We start from the raw sequence: 24,083 nt of genomic DNA on the forward strand, positions 1-24,083 counted from the left end.
ACGTTCGCGTTGACGGGGGAGCTGAGGGTCATGCCAGGTGGAGGTTTCGTCAGAATGCCGGGCGGCAGCGTCGTGGTCGCGCTGATGCTGCCGAGGCCGTCCGGCGAGGGCGGGAACGTCCGCGTGCTGGTCCACGCCGCGAACCGGGCCCGCGCCCTGACCAGGCTGCGGAACCTCGGCATGCGGGCGGTGTACCTGCGCGGCAACGCCCACCCCCCGACCCCGGACGAGATCACGGCGGTCCTCCACCACCCGGACGGCCTCCTGTGGCGCGGCACCCCGGACGGCCCGGCGGAACTGTGGCACCCGATCCGGGCCCTCCTGGGGCGCCAGGCGATCTAGGGGCTCAGGCGCCGGGGTGGCCGCCCACGGTGCCGACCAGTTCCACCCCGGCCGCGCGGAGGTCCTCCAGGGCCTGCTCGGTGGTGTGGGGGGCCACGGCGGCGGTCAGGTCCAGCAGGACGCGGGTGGTGAAGCCCTCGCGGGCGGCGTCCAGGGCGGTGGCGCGGACGCAGTGGTCGGTGGCGATGCCGACGACGTCCACCTCGTCCACGTGCCGCTCGCGCAGCCACTGGGCGAGGCCGGAGCCGTTCTCGTCGGCGCCCTCGAAACCGCTGTACGCCGCCTCGTACGCCCCCTTGTCGAAGACGGCGGCGACCGCCCCCGAGGCGACGGCGGGCGCGAAGTTCGGGTGGAACCCGACGCCCTCCGTCCCGGCGACGCAGTGCGCGGGCCAGGAGCTCTCGTAGTCCGGCTCCGCCGGGGGGCGGGCGAAGTGCGGGCCGGGGTCGATGTGGTGGTCGCGCGTGGCGACGACGTGCCGGTAGCCGGCGGTGGCGTTGCCGATCAGCTCGGTGATCGCGGCGGCGACGTCGGCGCCGCCGGTGACCGCGAGGCTGCCGCCCTCGCAGAAGTCGTTCTGTACGTCGACGACGATCAGTGCGCGGTGCATGTCACGTGCCCTTCGGCTCGGTATGAACAGTCCTACGATGCGGCACGCCGGCCCCCCGCGATCCTCTTCCCCCACCCCGCCCCTTCCCGAAACGGGGGACGGAGCCCCAGGGAACCCCGGACCGGGGCCCGGGCGGGGCCGGGGCCGCGCCCGGACGGGGCCGCAGCCATGCCGCCCCCCCCCCCCGGAGGGTCAGGCGTACTCCGTCGGGATCACCGGCTCGCCCCGGGACAGCTGCGTCGCGGAGAGCGGAAGGGCGCCGCGGGCCCGGCGGTGACGGGTGCGGACCGTGTCCAGCGGCTCGCGGGCCACCACCTCGCCCCCCTTGACCAGCTGCACCAGCAGCTGCCGGTCCGCCAGGGTCGCCGGCACCGGCCCGGTGCCGATCACCTCGGCCTCCGCCACCCCGTCGCCGTCCAGCCGCCGCGCCGCCCACTTGCGTCCGCCCACCGACGTCTTCCCGCCGGAGGACTTCTTCGCCACCGGCACCAGCGGAGCCTTCGGGTCCGCCGACTCCGCCCGGGCGACCAGCTTGTAGACCATCGAGCACGTCGGGTGCCCGCTGCCCGTCACCAGCTGCGTGCCCACCCCGTACGCGTCCACCGGCGCCGCCGCCAGCGAGGCGATGGCGTACTCGTCCAGGTCGGAGGTGACCACGATCCGCGTGTTCGTCGCCCCCAGCTCGTCCAGCTGCTGCCGCACCCGGTGCGCGACCAGCAGCAGGTCGCCGGAGTCGATCCGGACCGCACCCAGGTCCGTCCCGGCGACCTCCACCGCCGTGCGGACGGCCTCCGCGACGTCGTACGTGTCCACCAGCAGGGTGGTTCCGGAGCCCAGCGAGGCCACCTGCGCGGTGAACGCGTCCCGCTCGGTGTCGTGGACCAGCGTGAAGGCGTGCGCGCTGGTGCCGACCGTCGGGATCCCGTACCGGAACCCGGCCGCCAGGTCGGAGGTCGAGCTGAAGCCGCCCACGTAGGCGGCGCGCGAGGCGGCGACCGCCGCCAGCTCGTGGGTGCGGCGCGCGCCCATCTCGATCAGCGGCCGGTCCCCGGCCGCCGAGGCCATCCGGGAGGCGGCGGCCGCGATCGCGGAGTCGTGGTTGAGGATCGAGAGGATGACCGTCTCCAGCAGCACGCATTCGGCGAAGCTGCCCTCGACCCGCAGGACCGGCGACCCGGGGAAGTACACCTCGCCCTCCGGGTAGCCCCAGATGTCACCCGAGAAGCGGTACGAGGCCAGCCAGTCCAGGGTCCGCATGTCGATGACGGCCCGCTCGCGCAGGAACTCCAGCACGGCGCCGTCGAAGCGGAAGTTCTCCACCGCGTCCAGGACGCGTCCGGTGCCGGCCAGGACGCCGTAGCGCCGTCCCTCGGGCAGCCGCCGGGTGAAGACCTCGAAGACGGAGCGCCGGTCGGCCGTGCCGTTGGCCAGCGCGGCCTGCAGCATCGTGAGCTCGTAATGGTCCGTGAAGAGCGCTGTCGACGGCACGTCCACCGGCAGGCCCAGGTCCGCAGGGTTCATGTCACGGATGCTAGCGCACATCTCGTCAAACTGACGAGATGTGGTCCGGGGGCGCGCTCGAAGGCGCCTGGAGCGGGCCCGTTTGTGCGACGGGCCTGCGGCAGTGGCAGCATGGGACGGTGAGTGTTGCTCCGATTGAGATCGAACGGACCGAATCGGCGGAGGAGACCTTCGCGGTCCCGGAACCCGACGTCCCCTGGGTGACCCTGGTCCACAACGACCCGGTCAACCTCATGAGCTACGTGACGTACGTGTTCCAGGCGTACTTCGGCTACCCCAAGGACAAGGCGACCAGGCTGATGCTCGACGTCCACCACAAGGGACGGGCGGTCGTCTCCAGCGGCACCCGCGAGGAGATGGAGCGCGACGTGCAGGCCCTGCACGGATACGGGCTCTGGGCGACCCTCTCGCAGGACCGCACCTGATGGGCGGCGTGTTCGAGCCCCTCAAGGGCGGCGGGGCCGCCGTCGCGCTGGACGAGATCGAGATCTCCATCCTGCGCTCCCTCGCGGTGCAGCTGCTGGAGCTGATCGGCCCCGGCGAGCCGGAGCCCGCCGGGGACGCCGACCCGCTGGCCGCGCTGTTCGCCGCCGAGGGCCCCAGCGAGCCCCCGTCCGACCCGGCACTGGCCCGGCTGTTCCCCGACGCCTACGGGGGCCCCGGCCCGGCTCCGGACGAGGACCCGCAGGAGCTGCGCGCCCGCTCGGCGGAGTTCCGCCGCTTCACCGAGACGGACCTGCGCACCCGCAAGCGGGAGGACGCCCTGGCTGTCGTCCGCAGCCTCGACGCGCTGACCCCGGCCGGAGACGGGGTGGCGGTCCTGGAGCTGGCCGGGGAGCTGCCCCTGCGCTGGCTCGGCGCCCTCAACGACCTGCGGCTGACCATCGCGGCCCGGCTGGAGATCACCGAGGACGAGCAGAGCTCCGAGCTGTACCGGCTGCCGGACGAGGACCCGCGCAAGCCCATGGTGATGGCCTACCTCTGGCTCGGCGGCCTCCAGGAGACCCTCATCGAGACCCTCTAAACCCCTTCTGAGCCCTTCTGAATCTTCAGAGGAGCGCGCCGTTCGCTCAGCGGACGCTCAAATCCGGATAACGATCAGATCACCGCGATGCGGTGATCTGATGATTTTTGCACCTTGTGTCCCGATTTAATCGGGCGCTGCGCCACATAACCGCCCTTCCCCCACCCGTAAGCGCGTGATAAATCTTCACGACCGCCGCCGGGACGCCACCCATGTCCCCCGGCCCGCTTGAACCGGCTGACCGCCGGGTGCACTCCATCCGTATCCGGGGGGATCGAGGACCCGATCCGCAGCCGTCTCAGGCGCGGGTCGGCGTGGAGAAAGGCGCACCAGACATGACCTCTGTGCAGGTCGAGCAGCACGACAGGACGCCCGGCGAGGGCGCACAGGGCGAGGGCGACGGCGAGGGTTACCACCGCGCGCTCGGAGCCCGCCAGATCCAGATGATCGCGATCGGCGGCGCCATCGGCACCGGCCTCTTCCTGGGGGCGGGCAAGGCGATCTCCAAGGCGGGCCCCAGCCTGATCCTGGCCTACGCCATCGTCGGCCTGGTCATCTTCTTCATCATGCGGGCGCTGGGCGAACTGCTCATGTACCGCCCCGTCTCGGGGTCCTTCTCCGACTACGCCCGCGAGTTCCTCGGCCCGTTCTGGGGTTACGCCACCGGCTGGACGTACTGGCTCTTCTGGGTGGTCACCGGCATCACCGAGGTCACCGCCGCCGCGAAGTACATGTCGTACTGGACGCACGACAGCTTCCCGCAGTGGGCCTACGCGCTGATCTTCACGGTCATCCTCTACGCCGCGAACCTGATCTCCGTGAAGCTCTTCGGCGAGCTGGAGTTCTGGTTCTCCATGGTCAAGGTCACCGCCATCGTCGGCATGATCCTGATCTGCGCCGGCATCCTCACCATCGGCTTCTCCGACGCCGCCGCCGGTGCCTCCGTCTCCAACCTGTGGAACGACCGCGGCTTCTTCCCCAACGGCATCGGCGAGACGCTGATGACCCTGCAGATCGTGGTGTTCGCCTTCCTCGCGGTCGAGCTGGTCGGCGTCACCGCCGGCGAGTCCAAGGACCCGGCGAAGACCCTGCCCAAGGCCATCAACACCGTGCCGTGGCGCATCGCCGTCTTCTACGTCGGCGCGCTCATCATGATCATGTCGGTCATCCCGTGGTCGAACTTCAAGGCGGGCGAGAGCCCCTTCGTCCTCGCCTTCGAGAAGATGGGCCTGGGTGTCGGCGCCGCGATCGTCAACTTCGTCGTGCTGACCGCCGCCCTGTCCTCCTGCAACTCGGGCATGTACTCCACCGGCCGCATGCTGCGCGACCTCGCGCTCAACGGCCAGGGCCCGAAGTTCTTCACCAAGCTGACCCGCAGCGGCACCCCGCTCGTCGGCACCACCTTCTCCGCCGCCCTGATGCTCGTCGGCGTCTGGATCAACTACGTCGCCCCGGGCAAGGCGTTCGACTACGTCGTCTCCTTCGCGACCATCTCCGGCATGTGGGCCTGGATCGTCATCCTGCTCTGCCAGATCCGCTACCGCGCCAAGGCCGACCGCGGCGAGCTGCCCCAGTCGGCCTTCCGCACCCCCGGCGCGCCGTACACCAGCTACTTCTCCCTGGCCTTCATCGGCATGGTCATTGTGATGATGGCCGTCGACCCGGACTCCCGCGTGTCGCTGTACTGCGCCCCGCTGTGGGGTCTGATCCTCGGCGTGTCCTACCTCGTCCTCAAGGCCCGCAACCCCAGCGGCGCCGCGTTCGAGAAGGCCGGCAGCCCCTCGTAGCCGACCGCGCTCCTGCGGGCCTCGTGTCCAGCATGCGGGCCCTCCCGTACCACACCTCGGTACGGGAGGGCCCGTCTGCTTATCCTGTGGCGCATGCTGACCCTCACCCAGGCCCTGTACGACCAGATCGTCGAGCACGCCCGCAAGGACCACCCCGACGAGGCGTGCGGCGTCGTGGCCGGCCCGGCGGGCACCGGCCGCCCGGAGCGGTTCATCCCGATGCTCAACGCGGCCCGCTCGCCCACGTTCTACGAGTTCGACTCGAAGGACCTGCTGAAGCTCTACCGGGAACTGGACGACCGGGACGAGGAGCCCGTGATCGTCTACCACTCCCACACCGCGACCGAGGCGTACCCCTCGCGCACGGACGTCACCTACGCCAACGAGCCGGGCGCCCACTACGTCCTGGTCTCCACGGCCGACACCGACGGCCTCGGCGAGTTCCAGTTCCGTTCGTACCGGATCGTCGACGGGGTGATCACGGAGGAAGAAGTGCAGGTCGTCGAGGGCTACTGACCACGATGTGAGCGCCCGGCGTCCACGATGCGGGATCACACTCCAAACGGGGGACCGGGAATCGTTAACATGACCGCATGGTTTCCCACGACGTGAGCATCGAGACGCCCGGCAGGCTGCTGCTCGTGGCGCGGCTGCACGTCGATCTGTGCCGCCTCGCCAGCGCCATCTGTCCTGCCGCCTGAGCACCTCGGCCCCGCGCGCGGGCCGCACGCGAGCGCGCCCCGGTTCTTCCCCCGCTTTCTCCTGCCTTCCCCTCCTTCACCACACTGGAGCCCGCTGCCATGGCCATCGAGGTCCGCATCCCCACCATCCTCCGCACCTACACCGACGGCGAGAAGGCCGTGACCGGTGACGGCGCCACGCTCTCCGAGCTGTTCGCGGACCTGGAGACCCGTCACAAGGGCATCGAGGAGCGCATTGTCGAGGGCGGCCAGCTGCGCCGCTTCGTCAACGTCTACCTCAACGACGAGGACGTCCGCTTCATCGACGGCATCGCCACCGCCCTCAAGGACGGCGACAGCGTCACCATCCTCCCGGCCGTGGCCGGCGGCTCGAAGTAATGCGGTACGACTCCCCGCTCGCGGCCGTCGGCAACACCCCGCTGGTCCGCCTGCCGCGGCTGTCCCCCTCGCAGGACGTCCGGATCTGGGCCAAGCTGGAGGACCGCAACCCGACCGGCTCGATCAAGGACCGCCCGGCGCTCCACATGATCGAGCAGGCGGAGAAGGACGGCCGCCTGTTCCCCGGCTGCACCATCCTGGAGCCCACTTCCGGCAACACGGGCATCTCGCTCGCGATGGCCGCGAAGCTCAAGGGCTACCGGATCGTGTGCGTGATGCCGGAGAACACCTCGCAGGAGCGGCGCGACCTTCTCGCGATGTGGGGAGCCGAGATCATCTCGTCGCCGGCCGCGGGCGGTTCGAACACCGCGGTGCGGGTGGCGAAGGAGCTGGGGGCGGAGCACCCCGACTGGGTCATGCTCTACCAGTACGGCAACCCGGACAACGCGGGCGCCCACTACGCCACGACCGGCCCGGAGATCCTGGCGGACCTCCCCTCGGTCACCCACTTCGTGGCGGGCCTGGGCACGACGGGCACCCTGATGGGTGTCGGCCGCTACCTGCGCGAGCACGTGCCCGGGGTGAAGATCGTGGCCGCGGAACCGCGCTACGACGACCTCGTGTACGGCCTGCGCAACCTCGACGAGGGCTTCGTCCCCGAGCTGTACGACGCCTCGGTGCTGACGACCCGCTACTCGGTGGGCTCGGCCGACGCGGTGACCCGCACCCGTGAACTCCTCCAGCTGGAGGGCATCTTCGCGGGGGTCTCCACGGGCGCCGCCCTGCACGCGGCGATCGGCGTCGGCCGCAAGGCCGTCGCGGCGGGGGAGTCCGCCGACATCGTGTTCGTGGTGGCCGACGGCGGCTGGAAGTACCTGTCGACGGGCGTCTACACGGCGGCGACGACGGAGGAGGCCATCGAGGTCCTCCAGGGCCAGCTCTGGGCCTGACCGCCCGCGCCTCGGGGAGGGCGGGGCGGGGCGGCTCCGTCCACGGCCCGCCCCGCCCCGCCGCCCGGTCTCACCCGCCGAGGCGCTCCGCCAGGACGGCGGCGTGGCTGCCGGCGGGGTCGCGGACCGCCGTGAGGAGGGTCAGCGGTCCCCCGGCCGCCAGGCTCCGCAGGCGCTCCAGCTCCGCCGCCGCCTCCGGCCCCGCGAGCTCCGCCTCGTACCGCGCCCGGAACTCCTGCGCCGAGCCGCCGCCGTGGAACCACCTGCGCAGCTCCGCCGACGGGGTCACCGCCTTCGGCCACTCGTCCACCGCGGCCGCCTCCTTCGACAGCCCGCGCGGCCAGAGCCGGTCCACGAGGACCCGTACGCCGTCCGCTCCGGGCTCGGGGGGATCGTAGACCCGCCGCAGCCGTACCTCGGGCCCGCCCTTTCGGCCGCGTGCGCCCCGTCCGGTCATGTGCCACCGCCTCCCAGCCCCTTGGCCTCGTCCCACAGCGCCGGATCCAGGGTGGCGAGCCTGCGCCGGAACTCCCACACCGAGACCTCCTCCGGCCGGTCCGCCTCCAGGAAGCCGCCCCGCCCGCCCACGTCCGCCGTGCCCGGCGGCAGCGGGATGACCCCGGGCCGGCGGTCGTCGTACTTGCCCACGATCCACGCCACCCGGGCCGACTCCCGCTGCGGCCGCGCCGACAGCACCAGGCAGAGGCGCCCGTCCGCCAGGCACCACAGCTCCCCGGCCCGTACCCGCGGCGGCGGCCCGAGCCCGTGCTGCGGCGTGGCGGGTACGCCCGTACGACCCCTGACGTGCCAGGGGAGCAGCACCATCACCACCACGGCGACCGCCGCCACCACGGCGAACCACCAGGACGTGTCCATGGACCGACCGTAGCCGCGCCGACCGCCCCCGGCGCGGCAGCGACGCGGCGGGACGGGGCGGCACGAGGCGACGACATGTCAACGCCCGTACCCCTCGTCGCTCCCCTGGGTGACAGCACAGGTGATTCCCCCCACAACGGCCTGCCGCGGAGGAGCGACCGGAGGTTTCGCGCCTTACGCTCGACGCACGCACGGCCCGCACTCCGTCCACGGCCCGTCCACGGAGGTTCACGCTCCATGAAGCTCACCGTCGTCGGCTGTTCGGGGTCGTTCCCGTCAGCGGATTCGGCTTGTTCGAGCTATCTCGTCGAGGCCGACGGCTTCCGCCTGCTCCTCGACATGGGCAACGGCTCCCTCGGCGCCCTCCAGCGCCACTGCGGTCTCTACGACCTCGACGCGATCTTCCTGAGCCATCTGCACGCCGACCACTGCATCGACATGTGCGCCTACTTCGTCGCCCGGTACTACCGGCACGAGGGCGGCCGCTGCGGCCCCCTGCCGGTGTACGGGCCGGAGGGCACCGAGCAGCGCCTGACGACGGCCTACGACGACGTCCCGGACGACCGTTCGATGAGCGAGGTCTTCGACTTCCGGACCCTGAAGTCCGGCAGCGGCTTCGAGATCGGCCCCTTCACGGTCCGCACCGAGCGGGTGCGCCACCCGGTCGAGTCGTACGGGATCCGCGTCGAGCACGGCGGCCGGGCGCTGGCGTACTCCGGGGACACCGGGGTCTGCCCCGAGCTGGGGGCCCTGGCCGAGGGCGCGGACCTGTTCCTGTGCGAGGCGTCGTTCACGCACGGCAAGGAGACCGTCCCGGACCTGCACCTCAACGGACGCGAGGCCGGGGAGTACGCGCGGGGCGGCCGGGTCGGCCGGCTGGTGCTGACGCACATCCCGCCGTGGACGGACGCCGCGCAGAACCTGGCAGACGCCCGGGCGGTCTACGACGGCCGCATCGACCTCGCGCACGCGGGCGCGGTGTACGAGGTCTGAGCCAGGCAAGCCGAAAGCCCCCGCTCTCCCTTCGGGAGAACGGGGGCTTTCGTCGCGCAGGTGCCGCCTACGCCGTCACGGGGGCCGGCCGGCCTACTTGGCCTCGGCCTTCGCCAGCTCGGCGAGCTCCTCGTCGGACTCGCGGCCCGGCGTCGGCAGGTTCCACTTGGTGATCGCGAAGCGGAAGATCACGTAGTAGAGGACCGCGAAGCAGAGGCCGACCACGGCCAGCCCGAACGGGTTGGTGGCCTTGCCGAGGTTCAGCAGGTAGTCGATGGCGCCGGCGGAGAAGCCGAAGCCGTCCTTCATGCCCAGCGCCCAGGTCAGGGCCATGGAGACACCGGTCAGGACCGCGTGGACGGCGTAGAGGACCGGCGCGATGAACATGAAGGTGAACTCGATGGGCTCGGTCACGCCGGTGACGAACGAGGTCAGCGCGAGGGAGAACATCATGCCGCCGACGACCTTGCGGCGCTCGGGGCGGGCGCAGTGGACGATCGCCAGGCACGCGGCCGGCAGGGCGAACATCATGATCGGGAAGAAGCCGGTCATGAACTGTCCGGCGCTCGGGTCACCGGCGAGGAAGCGGGCGATGTCGCCGCTCTTGCCGTTGTACTCGCCCGCCTGGAACCACGGGAAGGAGTTGAGCAGGTGGTGCATGCCGATCGCGATCAGACCGCGGTTGGCGACGCCGAAGATGCCCGCGCCGACCGCGCCGGAGCCGACGAGCCACTCACCGAGGTTGTGCAGACCGGTGCCGAGGACGGGCCAGATGAGACCGAAGACGATGCCGATCAGCAGGCCGGCGAAGGCCGAGAGGATCGGGACGAGACGGCGGCCGCCGAAGAAGCCCGCCCACTCGGGCAGCTTGGTCCGGTAGTACTTCTGGTAGATCAGGGCGACGACGAGGCCCATCACGACGCCGCCGAGCACCTTGGCGTCCACCGGGGCCTCGACCATGACGACCTTGCCGTCGACCGCCTTGGCGATCTTGGGGAGGTTGGAGTCGGTGAAGGTGGCGAGCACGTTCTTGAAGACCAGGTAACCGGTGACGGCGGCCAGGGCCGTCGAGCCGTCCGACTTCTTCGCGTAGCCGATCGCGATGCCCACGGCGAACAGCAGCGCCATGTTGTCCAGGATCGCGCCGCCGCCCGCGGACATGTAGCCGGCGATCTTGTTGATGAACTCCGGCATCGAGGCCGAGCCCAGCATGTCCTTGTCGCCGAGGCGGACGAGCAGTGCGGCGGCCGGCAGCACCGCGACGGGGAGCATGAGGCTCCGGCCGATGCGCTGCATGACGGCCATCACGCCAGCGCCCTTCTTCTTCTCCGCAGCGGTCGCTGTGGACATGGGCTTCCTCCAGTGGGCAAGGCGCAGCCAGGGGACAGGGAAAAAAGGGGGTGGCGGCGTCTCGGAAGAGACCACTGGCTGCTCGGCAGCGTTCATGGTCTACACCATTGGGTGGTGTAGACCAGTTGTAGCACGGTCGGGGTTAGATAAGGAACCTTCGATTTTGTGTGGCCTAGGACACAGGACGAAGGGCCTCCGGATCAGCCGATCCGAAGGCCCTCGCCCTTGTCCCGCACGACGGTTCGCGCCGAGCGCTACGCCTTGGTGTTGTCCGCCTGCATCGCCGCGATCTCCTCGTCCGACTCGCGCCCCGGGGTCGGGATGCCGAACCTGGTGATCGCGAAACGGAACACGACGTAGTAGACCACCGCGAAACCCAGCCCGATCGGGATGATCAGCCACGGCTTCGTCGCAAGGCCCCAGTTGATCACGTAGTCGATCAGGCCCGCCGAGAAGCTGAAGCCGTCGTGCACCCCCAGCGCCCAGGTCACCGCCATCGACACACCCGTCAGCACCGCGTGCACCGCGTACAGCGCCGGCGCCACGAACAGGAACGAGTACTCCAGCGGCTCCGTGATGCCCGTGACGAAGGACGTCAGCGCCACCGACAGCATCAGGCCGCCGACCTCCTTGCGTCGCTGCGGCTTCGCGCAGTGCGTGATCGCCAGCGCCGCCGCCGGAAGTGCGAACATCATGATCGGGAAGAACCCGGACAGGAACAGGCCGGCATGCGGGTCCCCGTTCAGGAACATCGGGATGTCGCCGTGCACCGTCAACCCGTCCGGCGTGGTGTAGCTGCCGAACTGGAACCACACCGGCACGTTCAGGAACTGGTGCAGGCCGATCACCAGCAGCGCCCGGTTCGCGACGCCGAAGATGCCGGAGCCCCAGGAGCCCAGGCCCACCATCCAGTCGGAGAAGCTCTCCAGCGCGTCGCCGACCGGCGGCCAGACCAGCAGGCAGAGCACGGCGAAGGCGATCGCCACGAAGGTCATGATGATCGGCACCAGGCGGCGGCCGTTGAAGAAGCCGAGCCAGTCCACCAGCTTCACCCGGTGGTAGCGCTGCCAGAACCAGGCGGACAGCAGGCCCATCACGATGCCGCCGAAGACCCCCGGGTTCTGGAAGGTGTACTCGGCGAACGTGAAGTCCGGCCCCAGGCAACCGCCCCCCACGTCCCTCGTCCCCGCGGGGCAGGCCGTGGGGAAGACGCGCAGCACGCTCCGGTAGACGAGGAAGCCGACCACCGCCGCCAAGGCCGTCGAGCCGTCCGCCTTCTTGGCCATGCCGATCGCGACGCCGACACAGAAGAGGAGGGGCAGGCCGAGATCGGCGTTGAGCAGGGCGGCGCCCGCGGCCGCCATCACCTTGGCGACGTTCGTCCAGTCCAAGCCGTCCTTGCCGAACATGTCCGGCTGGCCGAAACGGTTCAGGATGCCGGCCGCGGGCAGGACCGCGATCGGCAGCTGGAGGCTGCGGCCCATCTTCTGGAGCCCCTGGAAGAGGCCGTTGCGCCACTGGCGCCGTGGCTGCGCCGCCGCGCTGCTCGCGCTCATCCGCGTCCTCCTTGGGCCGGCCCGTTTGGGCGCGCGTGGTACGTGGGGCACACTGGTGTAGACCAGTTGTCGGGGCAGGGTGCTGCTGATCGTCATCATTCGGCAGGCGCCCCGCCCGTGCTCGCGTAGATAGGCCAACCGTGAGCTACCGTGACGAAGCGGATGCGGCTGGTGACGGCCGCCGAGACTCGTTCTTCGCCACACTCAGGGAGAAACACATGGCCACCAAGGCTGAGAAGATCGTCGCCGGGCTCGGCGGAATCGAGAACATCGAAGAGGTCGAGGGCTGCATCACCCGCCTGCGCACCGAGGTCACCAACCCCGACCTCGTCGACGAGGCCGCCCTGAAGGCCGCCGGCGCCCACGGCGTCGTCAAGATGGGCACGGCCGTCCAGGTCGTCATCGGCACGGACGCCGACCCCATCGCCGGCGAAATCGAAGACATGATGTGAACCGCCCCCGCACCGCATGACCAGGACCCCGTACCGGCCCGGCCGGACGGGGTCCACCCGTATCCCCCGCCCTGCCCGCAGCGGCTAGGCTCAGCGGCATGTCTCGCATCGACGGCCGTACGCCCGAACAGCTCCGCCCGGTCACCATCGAACGCGGATGGAGCAAGCACGCCGAGGGCTCCGTCCTCATCTCCTTCGGAGACACCAAGGTCTTCTGCACCGCCTCCTTCACCGAAGGCGTCCCGCGCTGGCGCAAGGGCAGCGGCGAGGGCTGGGTGACCTCCGAGTACTCGATGCTCCCGCGCTCCACCAACACCCGCGGCGACCGCGAATCCGTACGCGGCAAGATCGGCGGGCGGACCCACGAGATCTCCCGCCTCATCGGCCGCTCGCTGCGCGCCGTCATCGACTACAAGGCCCTCGGCGAGAACACCATCGTCCTGGACTGCGACGTCCTCCAGGCCGACGGCGGCACCCGCACCGCCGCCATCACCGGCGCCTACGTCGCCCTCGCCGACGCCATCACCTGGGGCCAGCAGAAGAAGCTGATCAAGGCCGGCCGCAAGCCCCTCACCGGGACCGTCGCCGCCGTCAGCGTCGGCATCGTCGACGGCGTCCCCCTCCTCGACCTCTGCTACGAGGAGGACGTCCGCGCCGAGACCGACATGAACGTCGTCTGCACCGGCGACGGCCGCTTCGTCGAGGTCCAGGGCACCGCCGAGGGCGAGCCCTTCGACCGCAAGGAGCTCAACGCCCTCCTCGACCTCGCCGCCGGCGGCTGCGCCGACCTCGAAGCCCTCCAGCTCAGTGCGCTGGAGCTGCCGCGCCCGTAGCAACCGCGCGGCACGGGCCCGCGTCTACCCCGGTACGGGCGCACGGTCTCACGGCCGCGCGCCCGTAGCCGTATCCGCAACCCCAGGGGGGACCCCATGCACCCGCACCTCACCAGGCCCAGGCTCAAGCTCGCCGCCCTGGCCCTCACCGCCGCCCTCGCCGTCCCGGCCCTCGCCTCCTGCGACGCCATCTCCACCGCGATGGACTGCGCCAACACGGCCGTGGCCATAGCCAACAGCGTCGACAACCTCCAGCAGGCCGTCTCGAACGCCGGCAACAGCGTCCAGGACACCCAGAACGCGCTGAACCAGATCGACGCCGACCTGAAGAAGATCAAGGACCAGACCGGCAACGCCGACCTCGGCAAGGCCGTCGACTCCATGAGCACGGCCGTCCGCAACGTGCGCACCTCCGTGGAGCAGGGCAACACCGCCCCCGACATCAAGCCCGTCGCCGACGCCGCCGCGGAGATCTCCAAGGTCTGCACCCCGGGATAATGGCGGGTATGACCCGCCTGATCCTCGCCACCCGCAACGCGGGCAAAGTCGGCGAACTCCGCGCCATCCTGTCCGACGCCGGCCTGCCGCACGAGCTGGTCGGCGCCGACGCCTACCCAGAGGTCCCGGACGTCAAGGAGACCGGCGTCACCTTCGCCGAGAACGCCCTCCTCAAGGCCCACGCCCTCGCCCGGGCCACCGGCTACCCGGCCATCGCCGACGACTCCGGTCTGTGCGTCGACGTCCTGAACGGCGCCCCCGGCATCTTCTCCGCCCGCTGGGCCGGCGCCCACGGCGACGACCGGGCCAACCTGGAACTGCTCCTCAACCAGCTCGGCGACATCCCCGACGGACACCGCGGCGCCCACTTCTTCTGCGCCGCCGCCCTGGCCCTCCCGGACGGCACCGAACGCGTCGTCGAGGGCCGCCTCCTGGGCACCCTGCGCCGCACCCCGGTGGGCGGCGGCGGCTTCGGCTACGACCCGATCCTCCAGCCCGAGGGTGAGACCCGCACCTGCGCGGAACTCACCCCGGCGGAGAAGAACGCCATCTCCCACCGCGGCAAAGCCTTCCGCGCCCTGATCCCGGCCTTGCGCGAACTGCTGGGCTGAGCCCCCCGGCTGCCGGACAGCCCGAAGGCCCCGCACGCGGCTGCGTGTGGGGCCTTCACGGTGGGCCCGGTGGGACTCGAACCCACGACACACCGGACCTAAACCGGCGCCCTCTGGCCAGCTGGGGTACGGGCCCTCGGGGCCCTACCTTACTGGGCTGCCGGAAGCGAACGCGACCGAGTCCGCTCTCCGGGCCGGCGGCCACCGCGACACCACGTCGACGTGACTGCGTGGCAGTTGGGGCACAGAAGCCGCAGGTTCTCGCGCCGGTTGTCGCTCCAGTCGCCGTTGATGTGGTCGATCTCCAGGGTCATGGGGCGTCCTCGCCACTCGGCGGCCACACCGCAGTGGGCACACTGCTCGGGGACCCCGACCTCGCGCAGCGCCCGGCGCAGCAGCGCGGTCTTCCTCCGGGGCTGTCCGGCCAGGTGGACGAGGATGTCCTTGGCCGGTTTGAGCGGCTTCGTTCCCGCCTTGCCGCGTTGGTGTGCCTGCCCCAGGAAATGCGACGTGTCGTGCCCTTCCTCGGCGATCCACCTCCGGAGGTGCGCACGCTGCCCGCCGTGGTCGGGGAACCCGAGGGCCTTGAGCGTCCCGGCGATGCTGACCGACTCGGCTATCACCCGCGCCAGTTCCTCTCGTGACGGCCGGTCGAGGCGCTGTGTCTTCACCGGCGCCCCTTGCCCCGGCCGCGGTACGAGTCCGTCGTGGAGTGGCAGTTGGGGCACAGGAGGCGCAGGTTCTCACGGCGGTTGTCACGCCAGTCGCCGCTGATGTGGTCCACCTCCAGGGGGAGGGGCCGGCCCATCCAGACGGCCTCTGTGCCGCAGTCGGCGCACCGCTCCTCGACGCCGAGGTCGCGCAGCGCGCGCCGGAGCATCGTGTTCGGAGTGCGGGTCGCATGAGGCGTCCGGTCCTCGCGGAGGATCTCGTCCGCCGTCCGCCGGCGGTGATTCTCGCGCATCCGGTCCGTCCGGCCGGGTCCGGCGAAGTGCGACGTGTCGATGCCCAGTGCGCGGACCCGCCGGCTGATGTGGGTGTGGTGGCCGCCGACCGCGTCGAGCCCAAGGCGCCGGAGGACCGCGTACATGCTGCTGGAAGCCCTCACCGCCTCCTCCAGGACGGCCCTGGTCCAGCGGTTCCCGTCCCGCTCGAAGTGGGTCATGTCCACCCCGAACCGGTGCATGCGCTTGCGTATGTACGCGCGCGAGCCGCTTTCTGGATCCACCCCGAGTTTCTCCAGTGCCTCCGTCAGCGTTCGCGAAGTGCTTGCCGCCTTCGCCAACCGCTCCCTGGTGTAGGGGCTCACCGTCATCGTTCTCTCCGTTCCCGGCCGTGTGTTCGCGGCCTCGTACGGAGTAACGAATGGGTAGGCACGCCGTTACGTGGGGTGAACGTGACGGCCCGCACCGGAAGGGTGCGGGCCGTCACGGAAGGGCGGGGCGGGGGTCAGATGCCCAGGTCCTTGATGATCTTGGCCACGTGGCCGGTCGCCTTGACGTTGTAGAAGGCATGCTCGACCTTGCCGTCCTCGTCCACGACGACCGTCGAGCGGATGACCCCCGTCACCGTCTTGCCGTACAGCTTCTTCTCGCCGAACGCCCCGTACGCCGCCAGGACCTCCTTCTCCGGGTCGCCGACCAGGGTGACCTTCAGGTGCTCCTGCTCGCGGAACTTCGCGAGCTTCTCCGGCTTGTCCGGGGAGACGCCGATGACGTCGTAGCCGGCCGCGGCCAGGACGTCCAGGTTGTCCGTGAAGTCGCACGCCTGCTTGGTGCAGCCCGGGGTCAGGGCCGCCGGGTAGAAGTACACGATCACCTTGCGGCCCTTGTGGCCGGCCAGCGAGACCTCGTTGCCGTCCGCGTCGGGCAGGGTGAAGGCGGGGGCGGTGTCGCCCGGCTGGAGTCGCTCGCTCATGTCAGTGCTCTCCTCGGGAGGGGATCCGTACGGCATGAGCCTAAGCTGACTGAGCTGACAGACTGTCCATGACGGATCAAGCCCCGATCCGACCACGACGAACGACGACGGAGGCGCGCGGTGCCGGAAGCCAGGACCCCCGCACAGATCGAGGCGGACATCGTCCGCCGCCGCGAGCAGCTCGCCGAGACCCTCGACGAGATCGGCGTGCGCATGCACCCGCAGACGATCATCGGGGACGCGAAGGCCAGGGTCGCCTCGACGGTCGACCACACCGCCGGGCGCGCCGTCGCGGCCGTCAACCGGCTCATCACCGACGTGAAGGACGGCCTGCGCCACGGGGACGGTACTCCGCGCCTCGAACGGATCGCCCCCGTCGCGCTGGTCGCGGCCGGTGTGGTCGGGCTGCTGGTGGTCTCCCTGCGCCGCAAGCGCTGATGGCCGGGCCGAGGTGCACCCTCGCGGGCGCGCGGCGCGCGGGGGCAGGTAGGTTCGGGGCGTGAGCGAGAACACCACCCACGACAAGCTGCCCATCCGCATGCTCCACGACCGCGTGCTCGTGAAGTCCGACACCCCCGAGGGCGAGCGCCGCTCGGGCGGCGGGATCCTGATCCCGGCGACGGCCGCGGTGGGCAAGCGGCTCGCCTGGGCCGAGGTGGTCGCGGTCGGGCAGAACGTACGGAGCGTGGAGCCCGGCGACCGGGTGCTGTACGACCCCGAGGACCGCGCCGAGGTCGAGGTGCGCGGAGCCACGTACGTACTGATGCGCGAGCGGGACCTGCACGCGGTCGCGGCGGAGCGGCTGGAGGGGTCGAAGGACTCCACCGGGCTGTACCTCTAGGGCCGTACCCGCAGGAGGGCGAGAGGGGCTGGTGGCCGAGGTCACCAGCCCCTCTCGCGTGCCCTTTGCTACGGTGGTGGGGAACCCCCGACGAGACGCGCCGTACCGGGTAGCTGGACCGCAAAGACGACGCACCCCCGTTCCGCTCTCGTCCCGGAGGTGCCTGTCATGGCCTGGGTTCTGCTTCTCGTCGCCGGTCTGCTCGAGGTCGGCTGGTCCATCGGCATGAAGTTCACCGAGGGCTTCACCCGGCTGTGGCCGTCCGTCTTCACCGGTGCGGGGATCGTCGCCAGCATGGTGCTGCTGTCCTACGCCGCCAAGACCCTGCCCATCGGTACGGCGTACGGCGTGTGGGTGGGCATCGGTGCGGCCGGTGCGGCGGTGCTCGGCATGGCGGTGCTGGGGGAGCCCGTCACCGCCGCCCGGATCTTCTTCATCTGCCTGCTGCTGATCGCGGTGGTGGGGCTGAAGGCCACCTCCGGACACTGACCGCCGGCCGGCCGGGGTGCCGGTCATTCGAGGAACACCGACGGGGGCCGGCGGCGCGGGGCGAGGCCGCCGGTGGTGGTGTCGGTCTCGCCCCCGGTGGTCTGGCCGCCGGTGGTCTGGCCCCCGTTCGTCTGGCCGCCGGTGGTCTGGCCGCCGTTGTCCTGGCCTCCGTTCGTCTGGCCGCCCGTGTTCTGGCCTCCGTTGGTCTCGCCGCCGTTGTTCTGGCCGCCCGTGTTCTGGCCTCCGTTCGTCCGGCCGCCGTTGTTCTGGCCGCCCTGGTTCCGGCCCCCGTTCGTGCGGCCGCCGTCCGGCGGGGTCGGCGGGTTGGGGCGGCCCGTCTCGTCCGGCGGCCACGGCGGGCGGGTGCCCTGCGGCTGCTGCGGCGTGCTGGGCTGCACCGGCGGCGGGGGCTGGGCCGCGCCCGGTTGGAGGTCCAGGTCGAAGTCCGCCGGCTCCGTCCCCTCCAGGGCCTTCTTCGTGTACGCCGCCCAGATCCGCGCCGGGTAGCCGCCGCCTCCGAGGCGGGGCTCGCCCAGGGCCCCGTACAGGGACTGGAGGGTGCCCGTGTCCGGGTCCTGGCCCATGACCGAGACCACCGTCACCAGGTCCGGGGTGTACGCGGCGAACCAGGCGGCGCGGTCCAGTTCGGCCGTGCCCGTCTTGCCCGCCGCCGGACGGCCGGCCGCGAGGGCCTCCGTACCGGTGCCGTTGTCGACGACGCTGACCAGCATGGAGGTGGTCGTGTCGGCCGCCTCCCGGCTCACCGCCTGCTGGGGGGTGCGGTCGGGCAGGTGCAGGCTCTCGCCGTCCTTGGTGATCTTCTCCACGAGGGTGTACGGGGTGCGCCGGCCGTGGTCGGCGAGGGTCGCGTACGCCTGGGTCATGTCCAGCACGCTGGCCTGCAGGGTGCCCAGGGCCATGGCGGGGCCGGCGTCGAAGTTCGGGGTGTCCTCGGGGATGCCGAGGGCGACGGCCGTCTGCTTGACCTTCTCCGTGCCGACGTCCACGACCATCTGCGCGAAGACGGCGTTCACCGACAGGTCGGTGGCGGTGTTGACGGTGATCTGACCGTACGACTGCTGGCCCTCGTTCTCGGGGGCGTAGGGGATGCGGGTGCCGACGACGCGGCGCCGGTTGTCGCCGTTGTAGACGGTGTTCGGGGTGATCCGGCGGCCGTCCTGGGTGCGGGAGTCGTTCTCGACGGCGGAGGCGAAGACGAACGGCTTGAAGGTGGAGGCCACCTGGTAGTCGTGCCGGGTCGCGTTGTTGACGTACTGCTTGGTGTAGTCGACGCCGCCGTACAGGGCGACGACCTTGCCGGTGGCGGGGTCGATGGAGGCCCCGCCGGCCCGCACCACCCGGTCCGCGGGGCGCGCCGCCGGGTCGAGCTTGTCGGCCAGCTGCTTCTGGACGGCGCTGACGAAGGCGTTCTCGCGGCGCTTGTCGATGGTGGTGGTGATCCGGTAGCCGCCCTCGGCGAGGGTCTTGTCGTCGAGGATCCTGTGGTCGCTGATGTAGTCCTTGACGGCCTCGACCAGGTAGCCGCGCTGGCCGGAGAGCCCGGCGGCGGCGCGGACCTTGCCCGGCTCGGGGAAGGTGGCCGCGGCCCGCTCCCGGGCGGTCAGCCACTTCTTCTTGACCATGCCGTCGAGCACGTAGTTCCAGCGGGCGACGGCGCGGGCGCGGCTCTGCGGGTGGGAGACGACGTCGAAGGCGCTGGGGGAGTTGAGGAGGGTGGCCAGGTAGGCGCCCTCGGCGGTGGTGAGCCTGGTGACGTCCTTGCCGTAGTACGCCTGGGCGGCGGCCTGGATGCCGTACGCGTTGCGCCCGAAGTAACTGGTGTTCAGGTACCCCTCGAGGATGTAGTCCTTGGACTTCTCGCGACCGAGTTTGATCGCGATGAAGAACTCCTTGACCTTGCGTTTGATCGTCTGTTCCTGGCCCAGGTAGTAGTTCTTGACGTACTGCTGGGTGATGGTGGAGCCGGACTGCGTGCCCTTGCCGGTCGCGGTGTTCCAGGCGGCGCGGAGCATCGCCTTGGGGTCCACCGCCCGTTCGGAGTAGAAGTCCCGGTCCTCGGCCGCCAGTACGGCCTCCTGGACGCTCCGGGGGACCTGGGACAGCGGGACGTTGACGCGGTTGACCTCGCCGTCGCGGGCGAGCGCGGAACCATCGGCGTAGAGGAACACGTTGGACTGGGCGGTGGCGGCCGAGTTGGCCGGGGGGATGTCGACCAGGAGGTAGCCGGCGACGAGGGCGCCGCCGATCAGGAGCAGCAGGAGGAGGACCGCGCCCGTCACCATCCGCCAGGTGGGCAGGAGGCGCCGCCATCCGGTGCGCTTGCGGCGGGGCTTCTTCCCGGGGCGGGGAGCTTTGCCGGCCCTGCCCCGGGGGCGTTGCGGGTGCCGCCGGTCCTGCGATGCCGACGTGTCCGGATCACGAGGTGTCCAGCCCGGGGGTGGTGACGGGTCGCTCATCTCCGGGTCTCCTCGTGACCGTGTGAAATATCCACATCTGTACCTCATGGTGTGTACCCGATGGCCGCTGGTTCCGCGTCGGACGTGCGAAAAACGGTCGCGTGGCTCGCCCCTCCGTACTAAGACGTCGTCAGCGCGCGCTGTGGCCGACGTGCGAACGACGTGTGACCGACGGGGGAAACGGAGGGATGCGGTGCGGCTCTATCTGGCCGTCGCGGCGGGCGGGTTCCGGCGCTACGCGGCCTACAGGACGGCGACGGCCGCCGGGGTGTTCACCAACACCGTCTTCGGCTTCGTCCTCGCCTACACGTACCTCGCGCTGTGGGACGAGCGCCCCCACCTCGGCGGCTACGACCAGGCGCAGGCCCTGACCTTCGTCTGGGTCAGCCAGTCCCTGCTCGCGGCCGGCTCCCTCATCGGCGGCGGCTTCCAGGAGGAGCTCCAAGAGCGCATCCGTACGGGCGACATCGCCGTCGACCTGTACCGGCCGGCCGACCTCCAGGGCTGGTGGCTCGCGGCCGACCTCGGCCGGGCGTGCTTCCAGCTGCTGGGGCGCGGGCTGCTGCCCCTGGCGGCGGGGGCGTGCGCCTTCACCCTGGCGCTGCCCTCCGATCCGCTGCGCTGGCTGCTGTTCCTGCTGTCGGTCGGGCTCGGGCTGGTGGTCGGTTTCGGGGTGCGGTACCTGCTGGGGCTGGCCGCGTTCTGGCTGCTGGACGGCGGGGGCGTCAACCTCATGGCCACCGTCGTCACCATCTCCTTCTCCGGGATGCTGCTGCCGCTGACCGTCTTCCCCGGCGGCTTCGGTGAGGTGGTCCGGCTGCTGCCGTGGGCGGCGATGCTCCAGGTCCCGCTGGACGTGCTGCTCGGCACCCACGCCGGGTCCGGGGCGGCCGTACGGGCGCTGGGCTTCCAGGCCGTGTGGGCGCTGGCCCTGCTGGGCGCGGGGCGGCTCGTGCAGTCGGCGGCCACGCGGAAGGTGGTGGTCCAGGGTGGCTGAGACGACGGCCGACCGGGCGGAGGTGACCGCATGGGGGGTGGAGGTGCCGCCGGCGCCGGCGGGGCGCTCCGGCCGGCTGCGCGAGGGGTTGCGCGGCTACGGGCTGATCGCCGGGATGTGGATCCGCTCGACGATGACGTACCGGACGTCGTTCCTGCTGGCCACCGCCGGGAACGCGGCGATCACGGTGCTCGACTTCGTCGCGATCGCCGTCATGTTCTCCCACGTCGAGGCGCTCGGCGGCTTCACCCTGCCCGAGATCGCCCTCCTCTACGGGGCGTGCTCGGCCTCCCTCGGTCTGGCGGACCTGCTCCTCGGCAACACCGAGCGGGTCGGCGCCCGGATCCGCGACGGCTCCCTCGACACCATGCTGGTGCGCCCCGTCCCGCTCCTCGCGCAGGTCGCCGCGGACCGCTTCGCGCTGCGCCGGCTGGGGCGGATCGCCCAGGGGCTGGGGGTGCTGGGCTGGGCGCTGTCGGTGCTGGACGTGCACTGGACGCCGGGCAAGGTGCTGCTGGTGCCGGTCATGGTGGTGGCGGGCGCGGGGATCTTCGGCGGGGTGCTGGTGGCCGGCGCGGCCTTCCAGTTCGTCGCCGGAGATGCGGCGGAGGTGCAGAACTCCTTCACGTACGGGGGCTGCACGATGCTCCAGTACCCGCCGACGGTGTTCGCGAAGGAACTGCTGCGCGGGGTGACCTTCGTCGTGCCGCTGGCCTTCGTCAACTGGCTGCCCGCGCTGTACGTGCTGGGGCGGCCCGATCCGCTGGGGCTGCCGGGGTGGGTGGCGTTCCTGAGCCCGCTGGTGGCCTTCGCGGTGTTCCTGCCCGCGTCGCTGGCGTGGCGCGCGGGGGTCCGTTCGTACCGAAGCACGGGGAGTTAGCTGTGTCCGATGCCCTCATCTCTGTGGAGGCGGTCGAGAAGGTCTTCGGCGTACGGCGCCGGGTGGGGCCGCTGCGCAGGGAGAAACGCGAGGTCAGGGCGGTGGACGGGATCAGCTTCGCGATCGCGCGGGGCGAGGTGGTCGGCTACATCGGGCCCAACGGGGCGGGGAAGTCCACCACGATCAAGATGCTGACCGGCATCCTCACCCCGAGCGGCGGCCGGCTGCGCGTCGCGGGCATCGATCCCTCGCGGGAGCGGATGCGGCTCGCGCACCGGATCGGGGTGGTGTTCGGGCAGCGGACCACCCTGTGGTGGGACCTCCCGCTGAAGGACTCGTACGGGCTGATGCGCCGCATGTACCGGATCCCGGAGGCCCGCTACCGGGAGAACCTGGAGCGCTGCGTGGACCGCCTGGAGCTGGGCGCGCTGCTGGACGTACCGGTGCGGCAGCTGTCGCTGGGGCAGCGGATGCGCGGGGACATCGCGGCGGCGCTGCTGCACGACCCGGAGGTGCTGTACCTGGACGAGCCGACGATCGGGCTGGACGTGGTCAGCAAGGCGCGGGTGCGGGGCTTCCTGCGGCAGCTGAACGAGGAGCTCGGGACGACGGTGCTGCTCACCACGCACGACCTCCAGGACATCGAGCAGCTGTGCGAGCGGGTGATGGTGATCGACCACGGCCGGCTGATGTACGACGGGGCGCTGGGCGGGCTGCACGCGCTGGGGGAGGGCGGCGAGCGGACGCTGGTGGTGGACCTGGAACGGGAGCTCCCGCCGCTGGAGGTGGCGGGGGCGCGGGTCGTACGGGTGGAGGGGCCGCGGCAGTGGCTGGCCTTCCCGGCGGGCGACTCGGCGGCACCGCTGGTGGCGGAGGTGGCGGGGCGGTACCCGCTGCTGGACCTGTCGGTGCGGGAGCCGGACATCGAGGACGTGATCGCGCGGATGTACGCGGGGCGGGGGTGAGGGGGCGGCGGGGGCGGGCGTACGGGGTCGGGTGTACGGGGTCAGGGGTCGGGTTCCGGGGGCGGGGTCAGGGGGAAATCAGGGGTGGTCCCGGGGAGGGCCCCGGGGTCCGGGCCGTTCACCGGGCGGCCGTCTCTGCCTACTCTGAGCCGCATGAGTGACGAGCGCCCGGAGCCGGCGACGCCGGAGAAGACGTCCCTGGAGAAGCCGGCGGCTGCGCCGGCCGAGGGGGCCCCCGCCCCTGCCCCCACCCCTTCGCCCTCTTCCCCGGCCCTGCGGGCGTCGGACGCCGACCGGGAGCGGGTGGCCGAGCGGCTGCGGGACGCCGTCGCCGAGGGCCGGCTCGACATGGAGGAGTTCGAGGAGCGCCTGGAGGCGGCGTACACGTCCCGCACCTACGCGGAGCTGGAACCCCTGACCCAGGACCTCCCGTCTCCCCTCGCCTCCGCTCCCGCCGCCTCCTCCGCCTCCTCCGCCTCCTGGCAGTCCAGGATCGGCGGCCCGGCGGGCGCCTCCTCGACGGGCCCCTCCCCGACGGCCTCCGCCACCGCGGTCGCGATCATGTCGGGGTTCGAGCGCAAGGGCCGCTGGACGGTGCCCGCGCAGTTCAACGCCGTGGCCTTCTGGGGCGGCGGGGAGCTCGACCTGCGCGAGGCCGACTTCGCGGCGCGCGAGGTCGTGATCACCTGCGTGGCCATCATGGGCGGTATCGAGATCACGGTCCCGCCAGGCGTCGAGGTCGACGTACGGGGCATCGGAGTCATGGGCGGCTTCGACCAGGGCAGGTCCCTGGAGAACCGCCCGGAACCGGGGGCTCCCCGCGTGATCGTCAACGGCCTCGCCTTCTGGGGCGGGGTGGCGGTCAAGGTCAAGGAGCCGAAGCGACCGAAAGGGAACGGCAAGAAGCTCGACGGCGGCGAGACCCGCAAGGAGCTCTAGGTGTATTGATCACGAGCGTTGTTGACGCCGGTCTGGTCTTGATCATGGCGAAGACCTCCGGTGTGGTGGGAGCTGTCTAGGAACTCACCGCGCGGA

The 24,083-nt window shown here is 71.2% G+C and carries 30 protein-coding genes, 1 tRNA gene and 1 riboswitch; of the genes, 20 read left to right on the top strand and 11 right to left on the bottom strand.

Features of this window, described 5'->3' with window-relative positions; all coding sequences use genetic code 11:
* Window positions 1–30 precede the first annotated feature (30 nt).
* Window positions 31–342 (top strand): hypothetical protein, encoded by a 312-nt coding sequence (locus ABZ716_RS20310; protein ID WP_358810142.1) that lies wholly within the window; start codon window positions 31–33, stop codon window positions 340–342.
* Window positions 343–346: 4 nt separating this feature from the next.
* Here ABZ716_RS20310 and ABZ716_RS20315 read toward each other — a convergent pair whose 3' ends face one another.
* Window positions 347–952, bottom strand: coding sequence for an isochorismatase family protein (locus ABZ716_RS20315; RefSeq protein ID WP_351885055.1), 606 nt, complete (start codon window positions 950–952; stop codon window positions 347–349).
* Between the two features lie 192 nt (window positions 953–1,144).
* Window positions 1,145–2,473, bottom strand: a complete 1,329-nt coding sequence (locus ABZ716_RS20320) for a nicotinate phosphoribosyltransferase (protein WP_358960585.1) — start codon at window positions 2,471–2,473, stop codon at window positions 1,145–1,147.
* 119 nt (window positions 2,474–2,592) lie between these two features.
* Here ABZ716_RS20320 and clpS point away from each other — a divergent pair, with 119 nt between their 5' ends.
* From clpS to ABZ716_RS20355, 7 genes are all read left to right on the top strand, one after another.
* Complete coding sequence (gene clpS / locus ABZ716_RS20325) at window positions 2,593–2,898, top strand: ATP-dependent Clp protease adapter ClpS (RefSeq protein ID WP_351885061.1); 306 nt, start codon at window positions 2,593–2,595, stop codon at window positions 2,896–2,898.
* Window positions 2,898–3,497: a DUF2017 domain-containing protein gene (locus tag ABZ716_RS20330; RefSeq protein WP_358960587.1), complete on the top strand. Its 600-nt coding sequence runs from the start codon at window positions 2,898–2,900 to the stop codon at window positions 3,495–3,497. Before clpS ends, ABZ716_RS20330 begins: the two co-directional genes overlap by 1 nt.
* Window positions 3,498–3,832: 335 nt before the next feature.
* Window positions 3,833–5,284: an amino acid permease gene (locus tag ABZ716_RS20335; protein WP_351885067.1), complete on the top strand. Its 1,452-nt coding sequence runs from the start codon at window positions 3,833–3,835 to the stop codon at window positions 5,282–5,284.
* 93 nt (window positions 5,285–5,377) lie between these two features.
* Window positions 5,378–5,800, top strand: coding sequence for a M67 family metallopeptidase (locus ABZ716_RS20340; protein WP_351885070.1), 423 nt, complete (start codon window positions 5,378–5,380; stop codon window positions 5,798–5,800).
* A 77-nt stretch (window positions 5,801–5,877) separates the two neighbouring features.
* Entirely contained in the window at window positions 5,878–5,985 is a 108-nt protein-coding gene (locus ABZ716_RS20345; RefSeq protein ID WP_311736929.1) for a putative leader peptide, read from the top strand.
* Between the two features lie 99 nt (window positions 5,986–6,084).
* Window positions 6,085–6,363, top strand: a complete 279-nt coding sequence (locus ABZ716_RS20350; protein ID WP_351885073.1) for a MoaD/ThiS family protein — start codon at window positions 6,085–6,087, stop codon at window positions 6,361–6,363.
* Window positions 6,363–7,313, top strand: coding sequence for a cysteine synthase (locus tag ABZ716_RS20355; RefSeq protein ID WP_351885076.1), 951 nt, complete (start codon window positions 6,363–6,365; stop codon window positions 7,311–7,313). The genes ABZ716_RS20350 and ABZ716_RS20355 overlap by 1 nt, the downstream gene beginning before the upstream one ends.
* 70 nt (window positions 7,314–7,383) lie before the next feature.
* Here the strand turns inward: ABZ716_RS20355 and ABZ716_RS20360 are convergent, their stop codons facing one another.
* Window positions 7,384–7,770, bottom strand: a complete 387-nt coding sequence (locus ABZ716_RS20360) for a DUF488 family protein (protein ID WP_358960589.1) — start codon at window positions 7,768–7,770, stop codon at window positions 7,384–7,386.
* Window positions 7,767–8,189 (bottom strand): hypothetical protein, encoded by a 423-nt coding sequence (locus ABZ716_RS20365; RefSeq protein WP_358960592.1) that lies wholly within the window; start codon window positions 8,187–8,189, stop codon window positions 7,767–7,769. The genes ABZ716_RS20360 and ABZ716_RS20365 overlap by 4 nt, the downstream gene beginning before the upstream one ends.
* A gap of 237 nt (window positions 8,190–8,426) precedes the next feature.
* On the opposite strand from ABZ716_RS20365, the gene ABZ716_RS20370 reads away from it, so the two are divergent.
* On the top strand, window positions 8,427–9,182 hold the full coding sequence (locus ABZ716_RS20370; RefSeq protein ID WP_358960594.1) for an MBL fold metallo-hydrolase: 756 nt from the start codon (window positions 8,427–8,429) through the stop codon (window positions 9,180–9,182).
* 93 nt (window positions 9,183–9,275) lie between these two features.
* Here ABZ716_RS20370 and ABZ716_RS20375 read toward each other — a convergent pair whose 3' ends face one another.
* Window positions 9,276–10,532, bottom strand: coding sequence for a PTS transporter subunit EIIC (locus tag ABZ716_RS20375; protein WP_351885085.1), 1,257 nt, complete (start codon window positions 10,530–10,532; stop codon window positions 9,276–9,278).
* Between the two features lie 254 nt (window positions 10,533–10,786).
* Window positions 10,787–12,088, bottom strand: coding sequence for a PTS transporter subunit EIIC (locus ABZ716_RS20380; protein ID WP_358960597.1), 1,302 nt, complete (start codon window positions 12,086–12,088; stop codon window positions 10,787–10,789).
* Window positions 12,089–12,228: 140 nt separating this feature from the next.
* On the opposite strand from ABZ716_RS20380, the gene ABZ716_RS20385 reads away from it, so the two are divergent.
* The 4 genes from ABZ716_RS20385 (at window position 12,229) to rdgB (ending at window position 14,482) form a co-directional block, all read left to right on the top strand.
* A complete protein-coding gene (locus tag ABZ716_RS20385) occupies window positions 12,229–12,540 on the top strand; it encodes a PTS glucose/sucrose transporter subunit IIB (protein ID WP_351885091.1) in 312 nt (103 codons plus the stop codon).
* A gap of 98 nt (window positions 12,541–12,638) precedes the next feature.
* On the top strand, window positions 12,639–13,373 hold the full coding sequence (rph, locus tag ABZ716_RS20390) for a ribonuclease PH (protein WP_351885094.1): 735 nt from the start codon (window positions 12,639–12,641) through the stop codon (window positions 13,371–13,373).
* A gap of 96 nt (window positions 13,374–13,469) precedes the next feature.
* Entirely contained in the window at window positions 13,470–13,871 is a 402-nt protein-coding gene (locus ABZ716_RS20395) for a hypothetical protein (protein ID WP_351885097.1), read from the top strand.
* 8 nt (window positions 13,872–13,879) lie between these two features.
* Entirely contained in the window at window positions 13,880–14,482 is a 603-nt protein-coding gene (gene rdgB, locus ABZ716_RS20400; RefSeq protein WP_351885100.1) for an RdgB/HAM1 family non-canonical purine NTP pyrophosphatase, read from the top strand.
* 61 nt (window positions 14,483–14,543) lie between these two features.
* Here the strand turns inward: rdgB and ABZ716_RS20405 are convergent.
* From ABZ716_RS20405 to bcp, 4 genes are all read right to left on the bottom strand, one after another.
* A tRNA-Leu gene (locus ABZ716_RS20405) sits at window positions 14,544–14,618 on the bottom strand.
* A gap of 13 nt (window positions 14,619–14,631) precedes the next feature.
* Entirely contained in the window at window positions 14,632–15,153 is a 522-nt protein-coding gene (locus ABZ716_RS20410) for an HNH endonuclease (protein WP_358960599.1), read from the bottom strand.
* Window positions 15,150–15,797: an HNH endonuclease gene (locus ABZ716_RS20415; protein ID WP_358960602.1), complete on the bottom strand. Its 648-nt coding sequence runs from the start codon at window positions 15,795–15,797 to the stop codon at window positions 15,150–15,152. The genes ABZ716_RS20410 and ABZ716_RS20415 overlap by 4 nt, the downstream gene beginning before the upstream one ends.
* 134 nt (window positions 15,798–15,931) lie before the next feature.
* The gene (gene bcp / locus ABZ716_RS20420) at window positions 15,932–16,399 is read right to left on the bottom strand and encodes a thioredoxin-dependent thiol peroxidase (protein WP_358810133.1); all 468 of its coding nucleotides are present in this window, start codon (window positions 16,397–16,399) and stop codon (window positions 15,932–15,934) included.
* A gap of 120 nt (window positions 16,400–16,519) precedes the next feature.
* On the opposite strand from bcp, the gene ABZ716_RS20425 reads away from it, so the two are divergent.
* The 3 genes from ABZ716_RS20425 to ABZ716_RS20435 all read left to right on the top strand — a co-directional run bounded on the left by ABZ716_RS20425 (window position 16,520) and on the right by ABZ716_RS20435 (window position 17,729).
* Window positions 16,520–16,837 carry a DUF3618 domain-containing protein gene (locus ABZ716_RS20425; RefSeq protein WP_358810132.1) on the top strand — a complete coding sequence of 106 codons (318 nt, stop codon included), beginning with the start codon at window positions 16,520–16,522 and terminating at the stop codon, window positions 16,835–16,837.
* Between the two features lie 61 nt (window positions 16,838–16,898).
* Window positions 16,899–17,240 carry a co-chaperone GroES gene (locus ABZ716_RS20430; RefSeq protein WP_079427293.1) on the top strand — a complete coding sequence of 114 codons (342 nt, stop codon included), beginning with the start codon at window positions 16,899–16,901 and terminating at the stop codon, window positions 17,238–17,240.
* 56 nt (window positions 17,241–17,296) lie between these two features.
* A riboswitch (guanidine-III (ykkC-III) riboswitch) is annotated at window positions 17,297–17,376 on the top strand.
* A gap of 32 nt (window positions 17,377–17,408) precedes the next feature.
* A complete protein-coding gene (locus tag ABZ716_RS20435) occupies window positions 17,409–17,729 on the top strand; it encodes a multidrug efflux SMR transporter (RefSeq protein ID WP_358960603.1) in 321 nt (106 codons plus the stop codon).
* A gap of 23 nt (window positions 17,730–17,752) precedes the next feature.
* Here the strand turns inward: ABZ716_RS20435 and ABZ716_RS20440 are convergent, their stop codons facing one another.
* Window positions 17,753–20,206 carry a transglycosylase domain-containing protein gene (locus ABZ716_RS20440; RefSeq protein ID WP_358960605.1) on the bottom strand — a complete coding sequence of 818 codons (2,454 nt, stop codon included), beginning with the start codon at window positions 20,204–20,206 and terminating at the stop codon, window positions 17,753–17,755.
* Window positions 20,207–20,399: 193 nt separating this feature from the next.
* On the opposite strand from ABZ716_RS20440, the gene ABZ716_RS20445 reads away from it, so the two are divergent.
* The 4 genes from ABZ716_RS20445 to ABZ716_RS20460 all read left to right on the top strand — a co-directional run bounded on the left by ABZ716_RS20445 (window position 20,400) and on the right by ABZ716_RS20460 (window position 23,987).
* Window positions 20,400–21,203 (top strand): ABC-2 family transporter protein, encoded by an 804-nt coding sequence (locus tag ABZ716_RS20445; protein ID WP_358810130.1) that lies wholly within the window; start codon window positions 20,400–20,402, stop codon window positions 21,201–21,203.
* A gap of 22 nt (window positions 21,204–21,225) precedes the next feature.
* On the top strand, window positions 21,226–22,083 hold the full coding sequence (locus ABZ716_RS20450; RefSeq protein ID WP_358960621.1) for an ABC transporter permease: 858 nt from the start codon (window positions 21,226–21,228) through the stop codon (window positions 22,081–22,083).
* A gap of 2 nt (window positions 22,084–22,085) precedes the next feature.
* A complete protein-coding gene (locus ABZ716_RS20455; RefSeq protein WP_358810129.1) occupies window positions 22,086–23,048 on the top strand; it encodes an ATP-binding cassette domain-containing protein in 963 nt (320 codons plus the stop codon).
* A 153-nt stretch (window positions 23,049–23,201) separates the two neighbouring features.
* Complete coding sequence (locus ABZ716_RS20460; RefSeq protein ID WP_358960607.1) at window positions 23,202–23,987, top strand: DUF1707 domain-containing protein; 786 nt, start codon at window positions 23,202–23,204, stop codon at window positions 23,985–23,987.
* Window positions 23,988–24,083 lie beyond the last annotated feature (96 nt).

Source organism: Streptomyces sp. NPDC006687, assembly GCF_040636215.1.
In the GTDB taxonomy this organism is placed as follows: domain Bacteria; phylum Actinomycetota; class Actinomycetes; order Streptomycetales; family Streptomycetaceae; genus Streptomyces.

Coding starts and splice junctions, on each gene's coding strand:
- ABZ716_RS20310 (WP_358810142.1), top strand. CDS start 31: ATGCCAGGTGGAGGTTTCGTCAGAATGCCGGGCGGCAGCGTCGTGGTC.
- ABZ716_RS20315 (WP_351885055.1), bottom strand. CDS start 952: ATGCACCGCGCACTGATCGTCGTCGACGTACAGAACGACTTCTGCGAG.
- ABZ716_RS20320 (WP_358960585.1), bottom strand. CDS start 2,473: ATGAACCCTGCGGACCTGGGCCTGCCGGTGGACGTGCCGTCGACAGCG.
- ABZ716_RS20330 (WP_358960587.1), top strand. CDS start 2,898: ATGGGCGGCGTGTTCGAGCCCCTCAAGGGCGGCGGGGCCGCCGTCGCG.
- ABZ716_RS20335 (WP_351885067.1), top strand. CDS start 3,833: ATGACCTCTGTGCAGGTCGAGCAGCACGACAGGACGCCCGGCGAGGGC.
- ABZ716_RS20340 (WP_351885070.1), top strand. CDS start 5,378: ATGCTGACCCTCACCCAGGCCCTGTACGACCAGATCGTCGAGCACGCC.
- ABZ716_RS20345 (WP_311736929.1), top strand. CDS start 5,878: ATGGTTTCCCACGACGTGAGCATCGAGACGCCCGGCAGGCTGCTGCTC.
- ABZ716_RS20350 (WP_351885073.1), top strand. CDS start 6,085: ATGGCCATCGAGGTCCGCATCCCCACCATCCTCCGCACCTACACCGAC.
- ABZ716_RS20355 (WP_351885076.1), top strand. CDS start 6,363: ATGCGGTACGACTCCCCGCTCGCGGCCGTCGGCAACACCCCGCTGGTC.
- ABZ716_RS20360 (WP_358960589.1), bottom strand. CDS start 7,770: ATGACCGGACGGGGCGCACGCGGCCGAAAGGGCGGGCCCGAGGTACGG.
- ABZ716_RS20365 (WP_358960592.1), bottom strand. CDS start 8,189: ATGGACACGTCCTGGTGGTTCGCCGTGGTGGCGGCGGTCGCCGTGGTG.
- ABZ716_RS20370 (WP_358960594.1), top strand. CDS start 8,427: ATGAAGCTCACCGTCGTCGGCTGTTCGGGGTCGTTCCCGTCAGCGGAT.
- ABZ716_RS20375 (WP_351885085.1), bottom strand. CDS start 10,532: ATGTCCACAGCGACCGCTGCGGAGAAGAAGAAGGGCGCTGGCGTGATG.
- ABZ716_RS20380 (WP_358960597.1), bottom strand. CDS start 12,088: ATGAGCGCGAGCAGCGCGGCGGCGCAGCCACGGCGCCAGTGGCGCAAC.
- rph (WP_351885094.1), top strand. CDS start 12,639: ATGTCTCGCATCGACGGCCGTACGCCCGAACAGCTCCGCCCGGTCACC.
- ABZ716_RS20395 (WP_351885097.1), top strand. CDS start 13,470: ATGCACCCGCACCTCACCAGGCCCAGGCTCAAGCTCGCCGCCCTGGCC.
- rdgB (WP_351885100.1), top strand. CDS start 13,880: ATGACCCGCCTGATCCTCGCCACCCGCAACGCGGGCAAAGTCGGCGAA.
- ABZ716_RS20415 (WP_358960602.1), bottom strand. CDS start 15,797: ATGACGGTGAGCCCCTACACCAGGGAGCGGTTGGCGAAGGCGGCAAGC.
- bcp (WP_358810133.1), bottom strand. CDS start 16,399: ATGAGCGAGCGACTCCAGCCGGGCGACACCGCCCCCGCCTTCACCCTG.
- ABZ716_RS20435 (WP_358960603.1), top strand. CDS start 17,409: ATGGCCTGGGTTCTGCTTCTCGTCGCCGGTCTGCTCGAGGTCGGCTGG.
- ABZ716_RS20440 (WP_358960605.1), bottom strand. CDS start 20,206: ATGAGCGACCCGTCACCACCCCCGGGCTGGACACCTCGTGATCCGGAC.
- ABZ716_RS20460 (WP_358960607.1), top strand. CDS start 23,202: ATGAGTGACGAGCGCCCGGAGCCGGCGACGCCGGAGAAGACGTCCCTG.